The sequence below is a fragment of the Photorhabdus luminescens subsp. luminescens genome (genome assembly GCF_001083805.1).
Taxonomy (GTDB): Bacteria; Pseudomonadota; Gammaproteobacteria; order Enterobacterales; family Enterobacteriaceae; genus Photorhabdus; species Photorhabdus luminescens.
Window position 1 is genome coordinate 337,515 of sequence record NZ_JXSK01000004.1, and the last position, 19,304, is coordinate 356,818.

At 43.6% G+C, this 19,304-nt stretch carries 16 protein-coding genes, 2 tRNA genes and 1 rRNA gene; 7 read left to right on the plus strand and 12 right to left on the minus strand.

The window, feature by feature from the left end:
- Positions 1-65: 65 nt before the first annotated feature.
- The 4 genes from TI10_RS12455 to gmhB all read right to left on the minus strand — a co-directional run bounded on the left by TI10_RS12455 (position 66) and on the right by gmhB (position 2,906).
- Positions 66-141, minus strand: a tRNA-Ala gene (locus TI10_RS12455).
- A 130-nt stretch (positions 142-271) separates the two neighbouring features.
- Positions 272-348 (minus strand) — tRNA-Ile (locus tag TI10_RS12460).
- 69 nt (positions 349-417) lie between these two features.
- Positions 418-1,962, minus strand: a 16S ribosomal RNA gene (locus TI10_RS12465).
- A gap of 377 nt (positions 1,963-2,339) precedes the next feature.
- Positions 2,340-2,906, minus strand: a complete 567-nt coding sequence (gmhB, locus tag TI10_RS12470) for a D-glycero-beta-D-manno-heptose 1,7-bisphosphate 7-phosphatase (protein ID WP_049583656.1) — start codon at positions 2,904-2,906, stop codon at positions 2,340-2,342.
- A 195-nt stretch (positions 2,907-3,101) separates the two neighbouring features.
- Here gmhB and metN point away from each other — a divergent pair, with 195 nt between their 5' ends.
- The 6 genes from metN to proS all read left to right on the plus strand — a co-directional run bounded on the left by metN (position 3,102) and on the right by proS (position 8,747).
- A complete protein-coding gene (gene metN / locus TI10_RS12475; RefSeq protein ID WP_036781210.1) occupies positions 3,102-4,133 on the plus strand; it encodes a methionine ABC transporter ATP-binding protein MetN in 1,032 nt (343 codons plus the stop codon).
- Positions 4,126-4,779: a methionine ABC transporter permease MetI gene (locus tag TI10_RS12480; RefSeq protein WP_049583657.1), complete on the plus strand. Its 654-nt coding sequence runs from the start codon at positions 4,126-4,128 to the stop codon at positions 4,777-4,779. The genes metN and TI10_RS12480 overlap by 8 nt, the downstream gene beginning before the upstream one ends.
- Positions 4,780-4,843: 64 nt before the next feature.
- Positions 4,844-5,659 carry a MetQ/NlpA family lipoprotein gene (locus TI10_RS12485; protein ID WP_049583659.1) on the plus strand — a complete coding sequence of 272 codons (816 nt, stop codon included), beginning with the start codon at positions 4,844-4,846 and terminating at the stop codon, positions 5,657-5,659.
- 193 nt (positions 5,660-5,852) lie between these two features.
- On the plus strand, positions 5,853-6,200 hold the full coding sequence (gene rcsF / locus TI10_RS12490) for an Rcs stress response system protein RcsF (RefSeq protein WP_254773899.1): 348 nt from the start codon (positions 5,853-5,855) through the stop codon (positions 6,198-6,200).
- A complete protein-coding gene (tsaA, locus tag TI10_RS12495; RefSeq protein WP_049583661.1) occupies positions 6,197-6,904 on the plus strand; it encodes a tRNA (N6-threonylcarbamoyladenosine(37)-N6)-methyltransferase TrmO in 708 nt (235 codons plus the stop codon). Before rcsF ends, tsaA begins: the two co-directional genes overlap by 4 nt.
- 124 nt (positions 6,905-7,028) lie before the next feature.
- Positions 7,029-8,747, plus strand: coding sequence for a proline--tRNA ligase (gene proS, locus TI10_RS12500; RefSeq protein ID WP_049583662.1), 1,719 nt, complete (start codon positions 7,029-7,031; stop codon positions 8,745-8,747).
- A gap of 107 nt (positions 8,748-8,854) precedes the next feature.
- On the opposite strand, the gene nlpE is transcribed toward proS, so the two are convergent.
- Positions 8,855-9,520, minus strand: a complete 666-nt coding sequence (gene nlpE, locus TI10_RS12505) for an envelope stress response activation lipoprotein NlpE (RefSeq protein ID WP_049583664.1) — start codon at positions 9,518-9,520, stop codon at positions 8,855-8,857.
- 334 nt (positions 9,521-9,854) lie between these two features.
- Here nlpE and rof point away from each other — a divergent pair, with 334 nt between their 5' ends.
- Positions 9,855-10,121 carry a Rho-binding antiterminator gene (gene rof, locus TI10_RS12510; protein WP_049583665.1) on the plus strand — a complete coding sequence of 89 codons (267 nt, stop codon included), beginning with the start codon at positions 9,855-9,857 and terminating at the stop codon, positions 10,119-10,121.
- Between the two features lie 32 nt (positions 10,122-10,153).
- Here the strand turns inward: rof and tilS are convergent, their stop codons facing one another.
- From tilS to fabZ, 7 genes are all read right to left on the minus strand, one after another.
- Entirely contained in the window at positions 10,154-11,482 is a 1,329-nt protein-coding gene (tilS, locus tag TI10_RS12515; RefSeq protein ID WP_049583667.1) for a tRNA lysidine(34) synthetase TilS, read from the minus strand.
- Positions 11,483-11,691: 209 nt separating this feature from the next.
- Positions 11,692-12,651, minus strand: a complete 960-nt coding sequence (gene accA, locus TI10_RS12520; RefSeq protein ID WP_049583668.1) for an acetyl-CoA carboxylase carboxyl transferase subunit alpha — start codon at positions 12,649-12,651, stop codon at positions 11,692-11,694.
- 12 nt (positions 12,652-12,663) lie between these two features.
- Positions 12,664-16,146: a DNA polymerase III subunit alpha gene (gene dnaE / locus TI10_RS12525; RefSeq protein ID WP_049583669.1), complete on the minus strand. Its 3,483-nt coding sequence runs from the start codon at positions 16,144-16,146 to the stop codon at positions 12,664-12,666.
- Between the two features lie 53 nt (positions 16,147-16,199).
- Positions 16,200-16,790, minus strand: coding sequence for a ribonuclease HII (gene rnhB / locus TI10_RS12530; RefSeq protein ID WP_049583670.1), 591 nt, complete (start codon positions 16,788-16,790; stop codon positions 16,200-16,202).
- A complete protein-coding gene (lpxB, locus tag TI10_RS12535) occupies positions 16,790-17,974 on the minus strand; it encodes a lipid-A-disaccharide synthase (protein ID WP_049583671.1) in 1,185 nt (394 codons plus the stop codon). The genes rnhB and lpxB overlap by 1 nt, the downstream gene beginning before the upstream one ends.
- A gap of 4 nt (positions 17,975-17,978) precedes the next feature.
- Entirely contained in the window at positions 17,979-18,767 is a 789-nt protein-coding gene (gene lpxA, locus TI10_RS12540) for an acyl-ACP--UDP-N-acetylglucosamine O-acyltransferase (RefSeq protein ID WP_049583673.1), read from the minus strand.
- Between the two features lie 3 nt (positions 18,768-18,770).
- Complete coding sequence (gene fabZ, locus TI10_RS12545) at positions 18,771-19,223, minus strand: 3-hydroxyacyl-ACP dehydratase FabZ (protein WP_049583674.1); 453 nt, start codon at positions 19,221-19,223, stop codon at positions 18,771-18,773.
- Between the last annotated feature and the right edge of the window lie 81 nt (positions 19,224-19,304).

Here is a 19,304-nt window from a genome sequence, read left to right on the forward strand (position 1 = left end):
GATTGTTAAAGAGCAAAATAATTCACAGCATACTGTCGCCAATATACTCTGAATGACTTTTAGTATGGTGGAGCTAAGCGGGATCGAACCGCTGACCTCCTGCGTGCAAGGCAGGCGCTCTCCCAGCTGAGCTATAGCCCCATACAGAATCTTCCGCTATCACATGGTGTTACCCAAACCTTTTCATCACCGCCAGTTTCAACGCGAATCACGCAGTGTGCGCAAGCACATGAGTAATGCAGCGTTTAAAATGGCAAAGAGGAAAAGCGTTTGGTAGGCCTGAGTGGACTTGAACCACCGACCTCACCCTTATCAGGGGTGCGCTCTAACCACCTGAGCTACAAGCCTATCGCGATAACGTCATTCTCTTCTTTCATCAGACAATCTGTGTGAGCACTGCACTCAACGCATCTCAGGTAAGGAGGTGATCCAACCGCAGGTTCCCCTACGGTTACCTTGTTACGACTTCACCCCAGTCATGAGCCACAAAGTGGTCAGCGCCCCCCTTGCGGTTAAGCTACCGACTTCTTTTGCAACCCACTCCCATGGTGTGACGGGCGGTGTGTACAAGGCCCGGGAACGTATTCACCGTAGCATGCTGATCTACGATTACTAGCGATTCCGACTTCATGGAGTCGAGTTGCAGACTCCAATCCGGACTACGACAGACTTTGTGTGTTCCGCTTGCTCTCGCGAGGTCGCTTCACTTTGTATCCGCCATTGTAGCACGTGTGTAGCCCTACTCGTCAGGGCCATGATGACTTGACGTCATCCCCACCTTCCTCCGGTTTATCACCGGCAGTCTCCTTTGAGTTCCCGCCATTACGCGCTGGCAACAAAGGATAAGGGTTGCGCTCGTTGCGGGACTTAACCCAACATTTCACAACACGAGCTGACGACAGCCATGCAGCACCTGTCTCAGAGCTCCCGAAGGCGCAACCTCATCTCTGAGGTCTTCTCTGGATGTCAAGAGTAGGTAAGGTTCTTCGCGTTGCATCGAATTAAACCACATGCTCCACCGCTTGTGCGGGCCCCCGTCAATTCATTTGAGTTTTAACCTTGCGGCCGTACTCCCCAGGCGGTCGATTTAACGCGTTAGCTTCGGAAGCCACAGCTCAAGGCCACAACCTCCAAATCGACATCGTTTACAGCGTGGACTACCAGGGTATCTAATCCTGTTTGCTCCCCACGCTTTCGCACCTGAGCGTCAGTCTTCGTCCAGGGGGCCGCCTTCGCCACCGGTATTCCTCCACATCTCTACGCATTTCACCGCTACACATGGAATTCTACCCCCCTCTACGAGACTCCAGCCAACCAGTCTTAGATGCCATTCCCAGGTTGAGCCCGGGGATTTCACATCTAACTTAATTGACCGCCTGCGTGCGCTTTACGCCCAGTCATTCCGATTAACGCTTGCACCCTCCGTATTACCGCGGCTGCTGGCACGGAGTTAGCCGGTGCTTCTTCTGCGGGTAACGTCAAAATTCAACTCTGTTCAAGCTGAACCCTTCCTCCCCGCTGAAAGTACTTTACAACCCGAAGGCCTTCTTCATACACGCGGCATGGCTGCATCAGGCTTGCGCCCATTGTGCAATATTCCCCACTGCTGCCTCCCGTAGGAGTCTGGGCCGTGTCTCAGTCCCAGTGTGGCTGGTCATCCTCTCAGACCAGCTAGGGATCGTCGCCTAGGTAGGCCTTTACCCTACCTACTAGCTAATCCCATCTGGGTTCATCCGACGGCGTGAGGCCCTTTCAGGTCCCCCACTTTGGTCTCGCGACATTATGCGGTATTAGCCACCGTTTCCAGTGGTTATCCCCCGCCCTCGGGCAGATCCCCAGACATTACTCACCCGTCCGCCGCTCGTCAGCAAAAGCGCAAGCGCTTTTCTGTTACCGCTCGACTTGCATGTGTTAGGCCTGCCGCCAGCGTTCAATCTGAGCCATGATCAAACTCTTCAATTGAAAGCTTGATGCTCAAAGAAACTGACTGTTAGTTCGTAATGAATTAACTGTTGTTCACTCTTCAAGACTTTAAAACGTATTTTTTTGTGATACGGTCTTGTGAGTGCCCACACAGATTGTCTGATTAATTGTTAAAGAGCAGGCTGACATAAAATTTAACATTCTCGGTCAGCCGGGCTGCGTATATTACGCTGTTCGCCCGCAGAGTCAAGCGCTTATTGACTTCTCTCTGCCTGGCCTGACAACGTTTATCAGCGTTGTGTCGGTCAGTGGTGGCGCATTATAGGGAGTTCTTTGACGCTGGCAAGCGTTTATTGAAAAAAAAATTCCATTCGGAGATTTTTTCAACAACACGGTGATATAAAGAACAAAAAAACCTATTTTCTGATGCCTTTAATCGCTTTAGGTAAGTCTACAAGGCTATCTATTACTAAATCAGCCGTTTGTTCAGCCTCATCAGTAATTGGTTTACCTGTACGAACTAACACTTTAGTTCCCACTTCCGCCAACGTTGCCGCTTGCATATCTTCCAGCTTGTCACCAACCATAAAAGAAGCTGTCATATCAATACCAAGCTCTTTCTGTGCGTCCAGCAACATACCCGGCTGTGGTTTACGGCAGTCACAACTCTTCTTATACTGCTCTTCAGTTGCATCTGTGTGATGAGGACAATAATAGATGCCATCCAAATCCACACCACGGTCTGCCAGCGACCAATCCATCCATTCCGTCAGTTGCAAAAACTGCTCTTCATCGAAAATGCCACGGGCAATACCTGACTGGTTTGTAACTAATATCAGTGCATACCCCATCTTTTTCAATTCAATCATGGCTTCAATAACACCATCAATAAATTGAAAATCATCTATTTCATGTACATAACCATGATCGATATTTATTGTTCCGTCACGATCTAAAAATACGGCAGGAATACCTTGTGTCACCCGATTGCTCCAAGAATGTAAGAAGCCCTCAGTATCGCACGATTTAGCCATGAATGAGAATGCAGCGATTAAGTTATTCACAGTTGACTTAGACGTCTAGACACCTTAACATCCGATTCAACGGGTGGTTTGTTTTCTCAAAAATATTCAAGCTATCAATTTTCAAAATTTTTATAAAAACAAATAAGAATAAAAATGATAAAACTTTCTCATATCAATAAAATATTCCAGCAGGGTGCCCGTTCTATCAACGCGCTTTCAGATATCAGCCTGCATGTTCCGCAAGGACAAATTTACGGTGTTATTGGCTCATCCGGCGCAGGTAAAAGTACACTAATTCGCTGTGTAAATATGCTTGAGCGTCCAACTTCCGGGCAAGTACTAGTTGACGGACAGGATTTAACTATCTTATCTGATAGTGATTTAACTCGTGCACGTCGTCGCATTGGCATGATTTTCCAACACTTCAATTTGCTGTCTTCAAGAACAGTGTTCGGCAACATAGCTTTACCTTTGGAACTGGATAACATTCCAAAGGCTGAAATCAAAAAGCGAGTAGACGAGTTATTGGAGCTTGTTGGTCTTGCAGATAAGCATGATGCTTATCCAGCAAATCTCTCTGGTGGACAGAAGCAACGTGTTGCTATTGCACGTGCTTTAGCTAATTCACCTAAGGTCCTTTTATGTGATGAAGCAACCAGTGCCCTAGATCCTGCAACAACACGTTCTATTCTAGAATTATTGAAAGATATTAATCGCCGTCTGGGATTAACCATTCTGTTGATTACACATGAAATGGATGTCGTTAAGCGTATTTGTGATCAGGTAGCCGTTATCAGTGGTGGGCAATTGATTGAGCAAGACATTGTTAGTGAAGTGTTCTCTCATCCCAAGACACCTATCGCTCAGGCATTCATTCAGTCAACTTTGCATCTGGATATCCCTGAAGATTATGTACAAAAAATGCAAAGCCACCCAGCACCAGATCTTAGTCCATTATTGAAATTAGAGTTCACCGGTCAGTCTGTAGATGCCCCATTGATTTCAATGGCGGTACGTCGTTTTGATATTGATATGAATATATTAAGTTCTCAAATCGACTATGCCGGTGGCGTAAAATTTGGTGTGATGTTAGCTGAATTACACGGTGAAAATGGCGGCGTTGAATCAACGATTAAGTTTTTACAAGATCATCATGTGAAAGTAGAGGTTCTCGGTTATGTCTGAAGGAATGATTTTATTACTGGCTAAAGGCGTCTGGGAAACTCTAGTAATGACTTTTGTTTCTGGATTCTTTGGCTTCATTATCGGGCTGCCGGTAGGTGTATTATTATATGTCACTCGTCCCGGTCAAATTATGGAAAATAGTAAACTCTATCGTTTTCTTTCAGCGGTAGTTAATATTTTCCGCTCTATCCCATTTATTATTTTACTGGTGTGGATGATTCCTTTTACCAGATTAATTGTGGGGACATCGATTGGTTTACAAGCTGCCATTGTCCCATTAACCATAGGTGCTGCGCCATTTATTGCTCGTATGGTGGAAAATGCTTTATTAGAAATTCCATCAGGACTAATTGAAGCTGCCAGAGCAATGGGAGCAACCCCATTCCAGATTGTAAAGAAAATTCTGTTACCTGAAGCATTACCTGGTTTGCTCAATGCAGCCACAATTACCCTCATAACTTTAGTCGGTTATTCTGCAATGGGAGGTGCTGTAGGTGCAGGCGGATTAGGCCAAATTGGCTACCAATACGGTTATATCGGCTATAATGCAACAGTAATGAATACCGTATTAGTGTTACTGGTTATTTTAGTTTATTTAATTCAATTGAGTGGTGACCGTTTAGTCAAGGCCACAACACATAAATAACAAGATTATTTTAATAGCAGTACCTGTTCGGTGCTAATAAATCAGTATTCTATAGGGGTAAAGTATGTCTGTTAAATTAAAAACAATCGCAACTATCAGCGCTCTTTTAGGTTCATTAATTTTGGCGGGTTGTGGGCAAGAGAAACAAGATCCAAACCATATTAAAGTCGGCGTTATCGTAGGTGCAGAGCAGGAAGTTGCTGAAATTGCGAAAAAAGTCGCTAAAGATAAATATGGTCTGGATGTAGAATTGGTGACCTTTAATGATTTTGTATTACCAAACGAAGCTCTGAGTAAAGGTGATATTGATCTGAATGCGTACCAGCACAAACCCTATATGGATCAGCAAATCAAAGATCGCGGTTATAAGATGGTCATAGTTGGCAATTCTTTTGTTTATCCAATTGCAGGTTATTCCAAAAAAATTAAATCTCTGGATGAATTGCAGGACGGTTCCCAAATTGCGTTACCAAACGATCCAACGAACTTAGGCCGTTCTTTATTACTGTTGCAGAAACAAGGTCTAATTAAACTGAAAGATGGCATAGGTTTATTACCAACAGTTCTGGACGTTGTTGAAAATCCTAAAAATTTAAAATTAGTCGAACTGGAAGCTCCACAATTACCACGTTCACTGGATGATCAAAAAATTGCTCTGGCAATCATCAATACGACATATGCAAGTCAGATTGGCCTGACTCCAGCAAAAGATGGCTTATTTGTTGAAGATAAAGATTCTCCATATGTAAACTTACTGGTCAGTCGAGAAGATAATAAAGATGCTGAAAACGTTAAGAAATTCGTTAAGGCATATCAATCCGACGAAGTTGATGAAGCTGCCAATAAGATCTTTAATGGTGGTGCAGTGAAAGGCTGGTAATCTTTCATATTACGCTCATTGATATTAGAATAATCAGGCGGACAAATTGTCCGCCTGATTTATTATGGCATCATGTTTTCGATATTTTTTGTTAACCTGATCTACTCGCTTAACTCTAACCGTAAAAATTCGAGGATCTATAATGCATAGGCTACTTGCCTCTTTGTTAGTACTGTCCATAACAGGATGTTCAATGCAACAAACAACATTTCCTGACTCTTCCCAGTTATCAGATATGAGACTCACAAAACTATCAACTAGCGAAAAAAAACATTCCTCTTCATCCGTAAAGTTATATACCAAAAGTGAAGAATTATTAGGTGCTTCATTTAAAGATTTAGGGATTGTTTCTGGTCAATCATGTCGCAGTTCCTTACAAGATCCACCAGCGAATATCACAGTAGCTCGCAACCAGATGATAACCAAAGCCGCTTATTTGGATGCTAACGCTGTTTTATTGCATCAATGCGAAATATTATCAGGCCAAGGATGTTACCAGGTAGCAATATGTGAAGGCTCAGCCCTGCTTATCGCCCAATGACCGATTTCCATTTCACACAGATAGGGGTTATCCACTCCCCTTATAAAGAAAAATTTGCCGTTCCCCGCCAACCAGGGCTTATTGAAGATGGTGGTGGGAAGCTGGTACTTCTTCCCCCCTATAATCAAGCGGATGTAGTTCGTGGTCTGGAACAATTTAGTCATCTGTGGGTTATTTTTATCTTCCATCAAACAATAGAAGGCGGCTGGAAGCCAATGGTACGTCCACCTCGTTTAGGCGGCAATGCAAAAATGGGCGTATTCGCAACTCGTTCGACTTTTCGACCTAATCCAATTGGTATGTCTCTAATTGAACTTAAAGGGATCGAATACAAGAAAGGTCAAATTACTTTGGAACTGGGTAGCCTGGATTTAGTTGATGGTACGCCTGTTATTGATATTAAGCCTTATTTACCTTTTGCTGAATGTCAGCCACATGCAGTGGCAGGTTTTGCACAGCAAGCCCCCGCTACTGATATGGAAGTAATATTTTCACCTGCCGCTGAACAACAACTCATCCCAGTTCAAAATATTTATCCGAACTTACGTCGTTTTATCAGTCAAGTTTTGGCCCAAGATCCTCGTCCTGCTTACCGGAAAGGAAAACAGGAAAATCGGGAATATGCGGCTCATTTACTGGATTTTAATGTACGCTGGAGAATCTGTGGCACATTAACCGAAGTGGTCTCCATAGATCCCCATTAAAAATCAGCATATACCCTTTTGGCATCTTAAACTCGCTGGTAGACTAAAGGCTTATTTTCGTTTTTTATTGGCTGGCAAATTTCTGCCAGTCAGAAGCAATTTGCTGCTCTAATGGAACCTAACAATGCGTACTAGCCAATATCTGCTCTCTACATTAAAAGAGACTCCTGCCGACGCGGAGGTTGTCAGCCATAAGCTGATGCTGCGTGCGGGCATGATCCGTAAACTCGCTTCAGGTTTGTATAATTGGATGCCTACAGGTATCCGTGTACTCAAAAAAGTTGAAAAAATTGTTCGTGAAGAGATGAACAATACCGGAGCGATCGAAATATCTATGCCCGTCGTACAGCCCGCAGATCTATGGCAAGAAAGCGGCCGCTGGGAACAATACGGTCCAGAGTTATTACGTTTTGTTGACCGAGGTGATCGTCCTTTTGTACTAGGTCCAACTCATGAAGAGGTCATCACTGATCTGATCCGCAATGAAGTCAGCTCATATAAGCAATTACCACTGACATTATTCCAGATTCAAACTAAATTTCGCGATGAAGTTCGCCCTCGTTTTGGCGTGATGCGCTCCCGTGAATTCCTAATGAAAGATGCTTACTCTTTCCACGCTACCCAAGCATCATTACAAGAAACTTACGACAACATGTATGAAGCCTACAGCAAAATTTTTACCCGCATAGGTTTGGATTTTCGTGCTGTCCTGGCAGATACCGGTTCCATCGGTGGTAGTGCTTCCCATGAATTTCAGGTTCTGGCGGCCAGTGGAGAAGATGATATCGTTTTCTCAACTGAATCCAATTACGCAGCTAATATTGAATTAGCCGAAGCTGTTGCCCCTGCTTATAATCGCGCAGCACCAACAGAAGAGATACATCTGGTAGATACTCCAAACGCAAAAACAATTGCTGAACTGGTTGAGCAATTCAATCTGCCAATTGAGAAAACGGTTAAAACCCTGATGGTTCATGCAGCAGAAGGCGCGGATCATAAATTGATTGCCTTACTGGTTCGGGGCGACCATGAACTTAATGAAATCAAAGCAGAGAAATTATCTTTAGTTGCCAGCCCACTGACTTTTGCTACCGAGGAAGAGATTCGTTCAATTGTTGGTGCAGGCCCAGGTTCATTGGGGCCTGTCAATCTGCCGATACCTGTTATTATCGACCGCAGTGTGGCGGTGATGAGTGACTTTGGCGCAGGTGCTAATATTGATGACAAACATTATTTCGGTATCAACTGGGAGCGTGATCTGCCGCTACCAGAAGTTGCTGATATCCGTAATGTTGTTGAAGGTGATGCCAGCCCGGATGGTAAAGGGATATTGCTTATCAAACGTGGTATTGAAGTCGGCCATATCTTCCAACTTGGCACCAAATATTCCGATGCCATGAAAGCGACTGTTCAAAGCGAAGACGGCCACAATCAGATAGTCACTATGGGCTGTTATGGTATTGGTGTTACTCGAATTGTCGCCGCAGCGATTGAACAAAATCACGATGACCGCGGTATCATCTGGCCTGATACCATTGCACCATTCCAAGTTGCTATTTTGCCAATGAATATGCACAAGTCATACCGAGTTAAAGAAGTGGCAGAGAAACTGTATGCTGATCTACGCGCTAGCGGCATTGATGTTATTTTTGATGATCGTAAAGAACGCCCAGGCGTGATGTTTGCCGATATGGAGCTTATCGGTATACCACACACTATCGTTATTGGTGACCGTAATCTCGATAATGGCGAAGTAGAATATAAACATCGCCGCAGTGACGAAAAACAGATGCTAAAACTAGACCATGTTGCTGACTACCTGAAGCAACAACTTGGTTGTTAATTGGGTTATTGCAGTAACTTATTGAATAATATGGTGATAATGGTCGCATTATAACAGAGCATTTTACGCTTCTTAGCCCATTATCACCACGCATACTAAAGCTAGAATTATCTCTTCATATTACAAGATTTCGATTTATCGAAATGGATTTTACCTGTCTGAATCAGGGCAGGATCAAATTGTCCATCTTCCATTGAAGGACGAACGCTGTAATAGCCTTCAACTTCAACATAAACCGGAGTTCCACCTTCCACACCAACTTGGTGATAGCCTTGCTCTAAATCCAGACTTTCCGTTACAGCATACCGCTTACCTGTACTACAATCTGTAAACAAAGCAGCATCAGCCATATAACTATATTCACCCACCAGCTTCTTCGGTTTTACTCGTTGCAGTTCATAATTGAATGATGATTCAATTTTATTACCTTCAATATCGAGCATTTCCAAGTTTTCACCTTTCGGAAGATAATAAGATTTCTGATCGTCTGATTTTGTCAGGCTAATTTTCTCTCCATCTTTCGCCCATAGACCGGATTCAAAGAACGACTGGTCACCATCACGAGCGCCAAGATAAGTTTGCTCCAGAATATAAGTACCGTCATTATCCAATAACAGTGTGGTATCAATACCAGAACAATCAGCGCAAGGAAGAGTACCATGAAAAGTCTGATCTACTGGCTGTGAACTCGTTTGCTGTACTGAGTTACCTTTACATCCCATCAGAGCAGATACACCTACAGCAACTAATGCTGTCAAAAGTTTTTTATTCACATTTATCTCCACACAGTATAATGAGCTCTATAATTCTCATCTTATAAGTAACACAAGGAACATAGCGATTATTCAAGCCTAATAGCGTAAGTACTGTCCTTCTTAAGGATGTTACCCAACAATAGCAAAATAACGTAGGCCGATTTTAATACTTTTGTCAGGAACTTGCTGTGAAATAAGACTTTTATTTATTTACTGTTCAGAATGAATAACCAAAGTTATTCATTAATCACGATTGATTTCCTGTGCTATAGTCATTAACAGTGCTTTTGAGTTACAATTTTTAACAACCACGGGCGGCAATAACCGCCACTAACCATAGTGGTGAGCGAATATGTCTATAAATACTGAATATCAACCAATTAACTGTGACGACTACGACAATCTTGAGTCAACTTGCCAACATCAGCTCCACCTCCACATAAAGTTGCGAGGTGGGGAAGTTATTGAAGGAAAAGCCTGTGATTTGGTTTTAAGAAAAAAAGTTGAATACTTGATAATTGAAACAGAAGGTAAACCCCGTGAATTGCGGTTAGACCATATTGCTAGCTTCAGTCACCCTAAAATTGGCACTATTACTATTGAACCCTCTGAATCTTGATAGAAAACAGCCGCCTTGGGCGGCTTAACTTTTTATTTTAACAGCGTTTTATGCCAGCTAATTGTTAACATCTCCCTTCCTTCCTCCGCTTCACTTTCCTTAGTGACAAAAACACCTAACGCCGCTATTAATTGTTCATTGTAATAAAGCAATGGAATTCGCTCTCTAAGCCACGGAGCAACACCAAGCTCTTGCCACAATTTTTTACTATGCCGGGAGTGTTGACGCCCCACAATGCTTATCATTCCCTGGACACCAAAGCGAATAGTCACTCGTTCATTACTCGCCGGGCCCCTTACTTGAATACCGTGATCAGCAATATTCAATTCTCCCAGACGATCTGGTAATACCAAAGTATTGCAAATATCCCATTCAATAATAGCCTCTCTCAAAGATTGCCATTGAGGAATTAACCAGAGTTTTTGCTTATAACGACGTACATCATAGTTACCAAATTGTAGCCGAGGCTCAGCATCAGCGCGAGCAAGCGCCACCTCACACCAAAGACGATTAAGCTGCTCCCGTGAAGGCATTTTCATCTCATGATAACCAAACCAACGACGTAACACAGCATTTCGTTTGGCTTCTGAACATACAGCCAAAGACGGAATACCCAAAGCACCATCTTGAGTTATCAGCTCTTTCAGAGACTCATCCAGTAATTCATCTAGAAGCTGCTCTTGCTCACCACATAAACTTGCACTACGAGCAACAGATTGTGGGAAATGCGGCCAACGTTGATTCAGTAACGGCATGATGTGTAAGCGCAGAAAATTTCTGTCATAACGATCATCTTGATTACTGTCATCTTCAATCCAATTCAGACGATGTTTACTGGCATACATCTCCAGTTCATTCCGGCTATAATCAAGTAGCGGACGTAACAATAATGTATCAGCAAATGCAGCTATTGAAGGCATAGAAGCAAGACCTGCCGGACCGCTACCTCGTTTTAATGCCAGTAACAAAGTCTCCGCCTGATCATCAAGATGTTGAGCTGTTACCAAAATTTCGTCTTTTTGTAATTCTCGCTTAAATACCTGATATCGAGCATCGCGAGCAGCAGCCTCAATCCCCTTTTGACGAGCATCTATCGTGACTCTTGAGAAATGAAACTCGACTTGCCAGTCATCACAGATCTGTTGGCAATGTTGAACCCATTGATCTGCTTTTAGGTTTAAACCGTGGTGAATATGCATTGCTCTTAGTTGGATTTCCTGATTATGTTGATTACGCCAATTAACCAGCAAATGAAGCAAAACGGAGGAATCTAACCCACCACTGAATCCAACCAAAATTTTCTTATATTCACCAAGCTGTTTAGCCAAAGTGACAAATAGTCGCTCATTAATGTTTGTCATTACAGATTCAAGCGTTCTCTAATGTGCAATAATATGAATTCGTTATTACCTATTTTATTCAATTTAACATCACTACCCGTTAATAACGCTTTCCGTCACTTTCATTAAAAATACAAAATAAATAAAGTAGAAACAATAAGGGATGGAAGTAGCTGAAATTTATCAGTTACAATCATTTCCACCCCTCATGCAAACAATGAGTTCAGATATTAGCAATAACCATATTGCATCAAGCGCTGATATCGGCGGTTGATTAATTCTTCAGATGTCAAATGATCAATCTCTGCCAGATCAACCAACAACTGAGCTTTCAACGATGCGGATATTGTTTCATAGTCACGATGAGCGCCACCTAATGGCTCTGAGATCACAGTATCGACTAATTCCAATTCTTTCAAACGAGGTGCGGTAATCCCCATCGCTTCTGCCGCCAAAGGTGCTTTTTCCGCGCTTTTCCACAAAATTGAAGCACACCCTTCTGGGGAGATAACAGAATAAGTACTATATTGCAGCATATTCACTTTATCACCAACACCAATCGCTAATGCGCCACCAGAGCCGCCTTCACCAATGACAGTACAAATAACAGGCACAGACAAGCGGGACATTTCACGCAAGTTGCGAGCAATCGCCTCAGATTGACCACGCTCTTCTGCGCCAACCCCCGGATATGCGCCAGGAGTATCAATGAAAGTAATAATTGGCAGTTTAAAACGCGCTGCCATTTCCATCAAGCGCAAAGCCTTACGATACCCTTCTGGCGCCGGCATACCGAAATTACGGCGAATTTTTTCTTTGGTCTCACGGCCTTTTTGGTGACCAATAATCATCACGGGACGCCCATCAAGACGAGCCAGACCACCAACAATGGCTTTGTCATCAGCATAAGCACGATCACCAGCAAGCTCTTCAAAATCAGTAAAAATATGCTGAATATAGTCCAACGTATAAGGACGACGTGGGTGACGGGCAAGCTGAGCAATTTGCCAGGCACCTAAATCTGAAAAGATTTTACGAGTCAATTCCAGACTTTTTTCTCGCAAACGTTGTACTTCTTCATCCAGATTTATATCTAATTTTTCACCTTGACGGCTAACTGCGGTTAGCGAATCAATTTTCGCTTCCAGCTCGGCAATCGGCTGTTCAAATTCAAGAAAATTCAGACTCATAACATTCCTATTTTAGTCAAATTCTAATTCTACCTGCTCATTACCCAGCAGAGTTCGCAAATCTGTCAGAAGGTTATCCGTTGGCGTTACCCTCCACGTCGCTCCAAATCTTAAACGGGCGCGGGCGTCTTCCCTCTGGTAATAAAGATGAACTGGTATCGTTCCCGAACGATGTGGTTCCAATGCACTACGAAGACGGCTTAACAATTGATCATCAATTTGCCTGTCTGACAGCGAGATAGCAAGTCCACGCGCATATTTTTCACGCGCCTCACTAATATCCATTAATTCACGAGCTGTCATTTTAAGACCGCCATTGAAGTCATCAAAGCTGACCTGCCCTGTAGCAATTAATATCCGGTCTTGTTCTAACAAATGCCGATATTTCTCCAAGGCATCGGAAAATAACATAACTTCTAGACGTCCTGAACGGTCATCTAAGGTACAAATACCAATCCGGTTACCTCGTTTGGTTATAATCACTTTAGATGCTAACACCAAACCTATCACAGTCGTTACTTGACCACGCGGTGTTGGATTCACATCTTTTAACCTCAATCCATTAGTATAGCGCTCAATTTCTTTTAAATAACGGGTGATAGGATGCCCAGTTAAATAGAGTCCCAACGTTTCCCGTTCACCATCAAGAACAATTTGTTCCGGCCATTGAGGAATATTGGCATAAGAGCGCTCCACTTCTTCTGGTTCTTCAGCTAATACACCAAACATATCAGTCTGACCAGTGGCTTCCGCTTTAGCATGTTGATCTGCTGCTTTTAGGGCATCTTCCAGCGTAGACATCAGTGCTGCACGGTGCGGCCCCAAACGGTCAAATGCCCCTGACATGATCAGTTTTTCCATCACTCGACGATTTAACTTCTTGATGTCAACACGGGCACATAAATCAAACAGTTCTCTAAAATAACCCTCTTTCTGACGAGCTTCAATGATCGCTTCAATCGGCCCTTCGCCTACCCCTTTAATTGCACCGATGCCATATACGATCTCCCCGTCATCATTAACGTGGAAATGATACAAACCACTATTGATATCAGGTGGTAAGATTTTCAGCCCCATGCGCCAGCATTCATCAATCAAACCAACAACTTTTTCTGTATTATCCATATCAGCAGTCATTACCGCAGCCATGAATTCAGCCGGGTAATGCGCTTTCAACCATAAAGTCTGATAAGAAACCAAGGCATATGCAGCAGAATGAGATTTGTTAAATCCGTAACCGGCAAACTTCTCTACTAGGTCAAAGATTTTCATTGCCAGTTCGCCATTAATACCCAGCTTTTTTGCGCCCTCTTCAAAGACAGAACGCTGCTTAGCCATCTCCTCCGGCTTCTTCTTACCCATCGCTCGCCGGAGCATATCTGCACCACCGAGAGTATATCCCGCCAGCACCTGAGCAATCTGCATCACTTGTTCTTGATAAAGGATAATACCGTAAGTTGGTTCCAACACAGGCTGTAAAGATTCATGCTGCCACTGTATATCCGGGTATGAGAGTTCTTCCCGGCCATGTTTGCGGTCAATGAAGTTATCCACCATGCCTGATTGCAAAGGACCTGGACGGAATAAAGCAACAAGCGCGATCATATCTTCGAAGCAGTCGGGACGCAGACGTTTAATCAGATCCTTCATACCACGGGATTCAAGCTGAAATACCGCTGTTGTTTCAGCTCGTTGCAGCATATCAAAGCTTTTAGCGTCGCTCAGTGGAATCGCTGCAATATCAATCGGCTCTAGACCTTTCTTCGCTCTACGCGCGTTGATCATCTCTAATGCCCAGTTGATAATGGTCAGTGTCCTCAGTCCGAGGAAGTCAAATTTCACTAACCCGGCATATTCCACATCGTTTTTATCAAACTGAGTAACCGGGTTCAAACCTTCCGGGTCACAATAGAGAGGCGAAAAATCGGTGATCTTAGTTGGAGCGATAACCACTCCACCCGCGTGTTTGCCTGCATTGCGAGTAACACCTTCCAATTTACGCGCCATATCTATCAGCGCTTTAACTTCCTCATCCGCTTCATAGATTTCAGGAAGTTGCGGCTCCGCGGCAAATGCTTTCTCCAACGTCATACCTGGATCAAGCGGTATCAATTTGGAAATCCTATCAACAAATCCATATGGATGCCCTAGCACACGGCCAACATCCCGAATTACCGCTTTCGCTGCCATTGTACCGAATGTAATGATCTGAGATACGGCATCACGACCATATATATCAGCCACATGATCAATCACCAGATCGCGTTTTTCCATACAGAAATCGACGTCAAAATCGGGCATAGAAACACGTTCAGGATTAAGGAATCGTTCAAAAAGCAGATCAAATTCCAAGGGATCGAGATCGGTTATTTTTAGGGCATAAGCCACCAGAGAACCTGCACCAGAACCACGTCCAGGGCCAACAGGAACACCGTTGTCTTTCGACCACTGAATAAATTCCATCACGATCAGGAAGTAGCCTGGGAATCCCATTTGGTTGATAACCCGAAGTTCAACATCGAGTCTCTCATCATATTCAGGACGTTTTTCTGCTCGTACTTTTGGATCCGGGTAGAGAAACGCCAAGCGTTCTTCCAATCCTTGTTTAGATTTATCTATCAGATAATCTTCAGTACTCATTTCTCCCGTAGGGAATTGCGGCAGGAAATATTCACCAAGGCGAATAGTAACATTACAGCGCTTAGCAATTTCTACACTATTTTCCAGCGCTTCTGGAATATCAGCGAATAGCTCACACATTTCCTGTTCACTACGCAGATATTGCTGAGGACTGTAATTTTTCGGGCGTTTGGGATCAGCCAAAGTATAGCCATCATGAATCGCTACGCGAATCTCATGTGCATCAAAATCTTCGCTATCAATAAAACAAACATCATTAGTTGCAACAACAGGCAGGTTTTTTTCCGTTGCCAGCGCAACCGCTGCGTGCAGATAACTTTCTTCATCTGCACGCCCAGTACGGATCAACTCCAAATAATAACAACCGGGAAAATGCTCCTGATAAAACTCAAGGCATTGGTCCACCATAACCTGATTACCACGTAGCAGGAATTTACCCACATCCCCCATACGGCCACCAGAGAGCAAGATTAGCCCTTCTTTATGGTTTATCAGCCATTCCAGCTTAATTGTCGGACCAATCGCACCATATCCCTTCTGATAAGCCTCTGATATCAGCAACGTCAGGTTATGATAGCCCGTATTATTGCGTGCAAGAATGGTGAGGCTAGCGTACTCATCACCAAGCAGTTCACTTTCTACATAGAAATCAGCACCAATAATCGGTTTTATTCCTGCCCCATGAGCACTGCCGTAAAATCTCACCAGTCCACACAAATTAGTAAAATCAGTGATCGCAAAAGCCGGCATACCTAACTGCGCAACCTTTTTCACTAAAGGGCTGGTTTTGGCTAAGCCATCAATCATTGAATAGTCGCTGTGAACACGTAAGTGCACAAAACGGGGTTCGGCCATATATTTATCCAGATGATATCAATTTGAAGAATAGCTGTATTTAGTCAACAGGTTTACTTAAGGCCAATTGCTCTCTTAACCGGCGCAAAACTTTTACGATGATGTTCTGTCGCTCCCAACTGAGCCAACTTTTCTAAATGAAATGCCGTCGGGTAGCCTTTATGCTTAGCAAATCCATATTCAGGAAACAGTTGATCAAGTTCAGCCATTTCCCGATCTCTGGTCACTTTCGCCACAATAGAAGCGGCGCTGATTTCAGCAACCAGTCCATCGCCTTTTATTACTGCTTGTGCCGACATGGGTAATTTAGGACAACGGTTACCATCAATCAGCACATATTCAGGAGAAATAGGCAAATTAGCCACAGCCCTTTGCATCGCAAGCATAGTTGCATGCAGGATATTCAATTGATCAATTTCTGCCGGTTCTGCACGCCCTAAACTCCAGCACAATGCTTTTTCTGTGATCTCCAGATACAGTGCCTCACGGCGTTTTTCACTAAGCTTTTTAGAATCGGCCAAACCAACTATTGGCCGTAATGGATCTAAAATAACCGCCGCAGTCACAACTGCACCCACTAATGGGCCTCGACCAACTTCATCAACCCCTGCAATCAGACTTGCTTGAGGATATATAAATTCCATCATTTTCCTGCCAATTCCAACACGGCTTGTGCTGCTTGTTCGTCAGCATTACAACGAATGCTTTCATGCAAACGTAAAAATGTCTGCTTCAATATTTCAACTTTTTCACTGCCTTGTAGTAACGGCAACAATTCATCTGCAAGTTTTTGCGGCTGACATTTTTCCTGCAATAATTCTTTAACTAACTCTTCACCGGATAATAAGTTAGGCAATGAAACATAAGGCGTTTTTACTAGGCGTTTTGCCAACCAGAAAGTCAATGGCTTCATCCGGTAACCCACCACCATTGGACATTTTGCCAGCATACATTCCAGAGCAGCAGTACCAGAGGCCAAAAGTGCGGCATCACTTGCGATCATGATTTCTCGCGCTTTGCCATCCACAAGATGAACATTCAGCTCTGGCGCAACTTCCTGCTTAATGCGCTCAAATTGTTCACGCCGTTTAGCATTCACTAATGGCACAAATACATACAGATCAGGTATGCTTCGCTGCAATAACTGAGCAGTTTTAAGAAAATCCGCACTCAGCATCTCAACCTCAGAATGTCGACTACCCGGCAATAAAGCCAAGCAAACAGCCTCTGGCGGAATACCTAATAACTCACGTGCCGCCGCTTTATTTGGTTGTAATGGCATAGCATCCGCCATAGTGTGCCCAATAAACCGGCATGGAACATTAAACTTATCGTAAAACGCTTTTTCAAAAGGTAAGAAAGCCAAGACCATATCTGTGGCTTTACCAATTTTGAAAACACGTTTCTGCCGCCAAGCCCATACCGACGGACTAACATAATGAATGGTGCGGATGCCCCGCTGTTTTAACCGACCTTCCAAGGTGATATTGAAATCCGGCGCATCAATGCCCACAAACACATCAGGTTTCAGTTCAGTGAAACGAGTGGTCAGATCCTTACGGATTTTCAACAAACGAGGCAAACGTTCAAGAACCTCGACAACCCCCATTACTGCTAGCTCTTCCATCTCATACCAAGCTTCACAACCTTCAGCCTGCATAAGAGGACCTGCCACACCAACAAAACGGGCATTAGGTACTTTCGCTTTTAAAGCACGAATTAAACCTGCACCAAGGATATCACCGGAGGTTTCTCCGGCGATTAATCCAATAGTCAACGGACGCAGACTATCAATAGAAGAAATGGTAGCCAAAGGAGTATCCTTCATCTACTTAACGAACAATGCCACGGGTAGAATTTGCCAGAAAATCGCTGAAGATTTTTACATGCTGATTACCTTCAGCTAACTCAGCAATTTCTTGTTGTGCTTCTTCTAAAGTTTTTCCATTACGATACAAAATCTTGTATGCATTCCTAATTGCGTGCAATGAATCTTTATCAAAACCACGGCGTTTCAGGCCTTCGACATTAATGCCGAAAGGTGTTGCATGATTCCCCTGAGCGATAACATATGGCGGAATATCCTGTACCACACCAGAACACCCTCCCACCATAGCATGAGCGCCTATCTGACAAAACTGATGAATCGCACTCATACCACCAATGATGACATAATCACCCAGAGTAACATGCCCTCCTAAAGTACCATTATTAGCAATGACACAACGATCACCGATAATACAGTCATGAGCGACATGGGTATTGATCATCAACAAATTATCATTGCCGATCTTCGTTACACCACCACCTTGCACGGTGCCACGATGAATAGTGACACTTTCTCGGATACGATTACGATCACCAATTTCAACCCGGGTTGGTTCACCGTGATATTTCAGGTCCTGATTCATTTCGCCAATAGAGGCAAACTGAAAAATCTGGTTATCACGGCCGATTTTAGTTATTCCATTGACAACAACATGAGACTTCAGCTCTGTGCCTTCGCCAATTTCAACCTGTGAACCAACACAACAAAACGGCCCAATACGCACATTGGCGCCAATAACCGCACCATCTTCTACAATAGCGCTAGGATGTATATAAGCGGTTTCATCAATCATAGACTAAACCTCACGACGGCGAGCACACATCATTTCTGCTTCGCAAGCTACTTCTCCATCGACTTTTGCTACGCCTCTACAACGTGCAACCCCTCGACGCTCTTTAATAAATTCCACTTCTAATATCAGTTGATCCCCAGGCACTACTGGACGTTTAAAACGGGCGCCATCAATTGCGGCAAAATAATAGAGCTCATTTGGCTCCAGTTTACCCACGCTCTTAAATGCCAGAATTCCGGTAGCCTGTGCCATAGCTTCAAGGATCAAAACGCCAGGGAAAATAGGTTTGCCGGGAAAATGCCCCTGAAAGAAGGGTTCATTTAAAGATACATTTTTTACTGCACGTAAGAATTTACCTTCCTCAAAATCAAGAACGCGATCCACCAATAAAAATGGATAACGATGTGGAAGTAGATCTAAAATTTCTTCAATGTGCAGAGTATGATTATCACTCATCTAAATACTCTTCCTGTCAAAAAGGACTAATTGTATTAACGACACGGCCCGCTTAAACCCCAAATCCAGAGTTCCCAGGCA

Coding starts and splice junctions, on each gene's coding strand:
- dnaE (WP_049583669.1), bottom strand. CDS start 16,146: ATGGCCGAACCCCGTTTTGTGCACTTACGTGTTCACAGCGACTATTCA.
- rof (WP_049583665.1), top strand. CDS start 9,855: ATGTCTATAAATACTGAATATCAACCAATTAACTGTGACGACTACGAC.
- lpxB (WP_049583671.1), bottom strand. CDS start 17,974: ATGAAGGATACTCCTTTGGCTACCATTTCTTCTATTGATAGTCTGCGT.
- metN (WP_036781210.1), top strand. CDS start 3,102: ATGATAAAACTTTCTCATATCAATAAAATATTCCAGCAGGGTGCCCGT.
- rnhB (WP_049583670.1), bottom strand. CDS start 16,790: ATGGAATTTATATATCCTCAAGCAAGTCTGATTGCAGGGGTTGATGAA.
- fabZ (WP_049583674.1), bottom strand. CDS start 19,223: ATGAGTGATAATCATACTCTGCACATTGAAGAAATTTTAGATCTACTT.
- tilS (WP_049583667.1), bottom strand. CDS start 11,482: ATGACAAACATTAATGAGCGACTATTTGTCACTTTGGCTAAACAGCTT.
- rcsF (WP_254773899.1), top strand. CDS start 5,853: ATGCAACAAACAACATTTCCTGACTCTTCCCAGTTATCAGATATGAGA.
- TI10_RS12485 (WP_049583659.1), top strand. CDS start 4,844: ATGTCTGTTAAATTAAAAACAATCGCAACTATCAGCGCTCTTTTAGGT.
- proS (WP_049583662.1), top strand. CDS start 7,029: ATGCGTACTAGCCAATATCTGCTCTCTACATTAAAAGAGACTCCTGCC.
- accA (WP_049583668.1), bottom strand. CDS start 12,651: ATGAGTCTGAATTTTCTTGAATTTGAACAGCCGATTGCCGAGCTGGAA.
- TI10_RS12480 (WP_049583657.1), top strand. CDS start 4,126: ATGTCTGAAGGAATGATTTTATTACTGGCTAAAGGCGTCTGGGAAACT.
- tsaA (WP_049583661.1), top strand. CDS start 6,197: ATGACCGATTTCCATTTCACACAGATAGGGGTTATCCACTCCCCTTAT.
- lpxA (WP_049583673.1), bottom strand. CDS start 18,767: ATGATTGATGAAACCGCTTATATACATCCTAGCGCTATTGTAGAAGAT.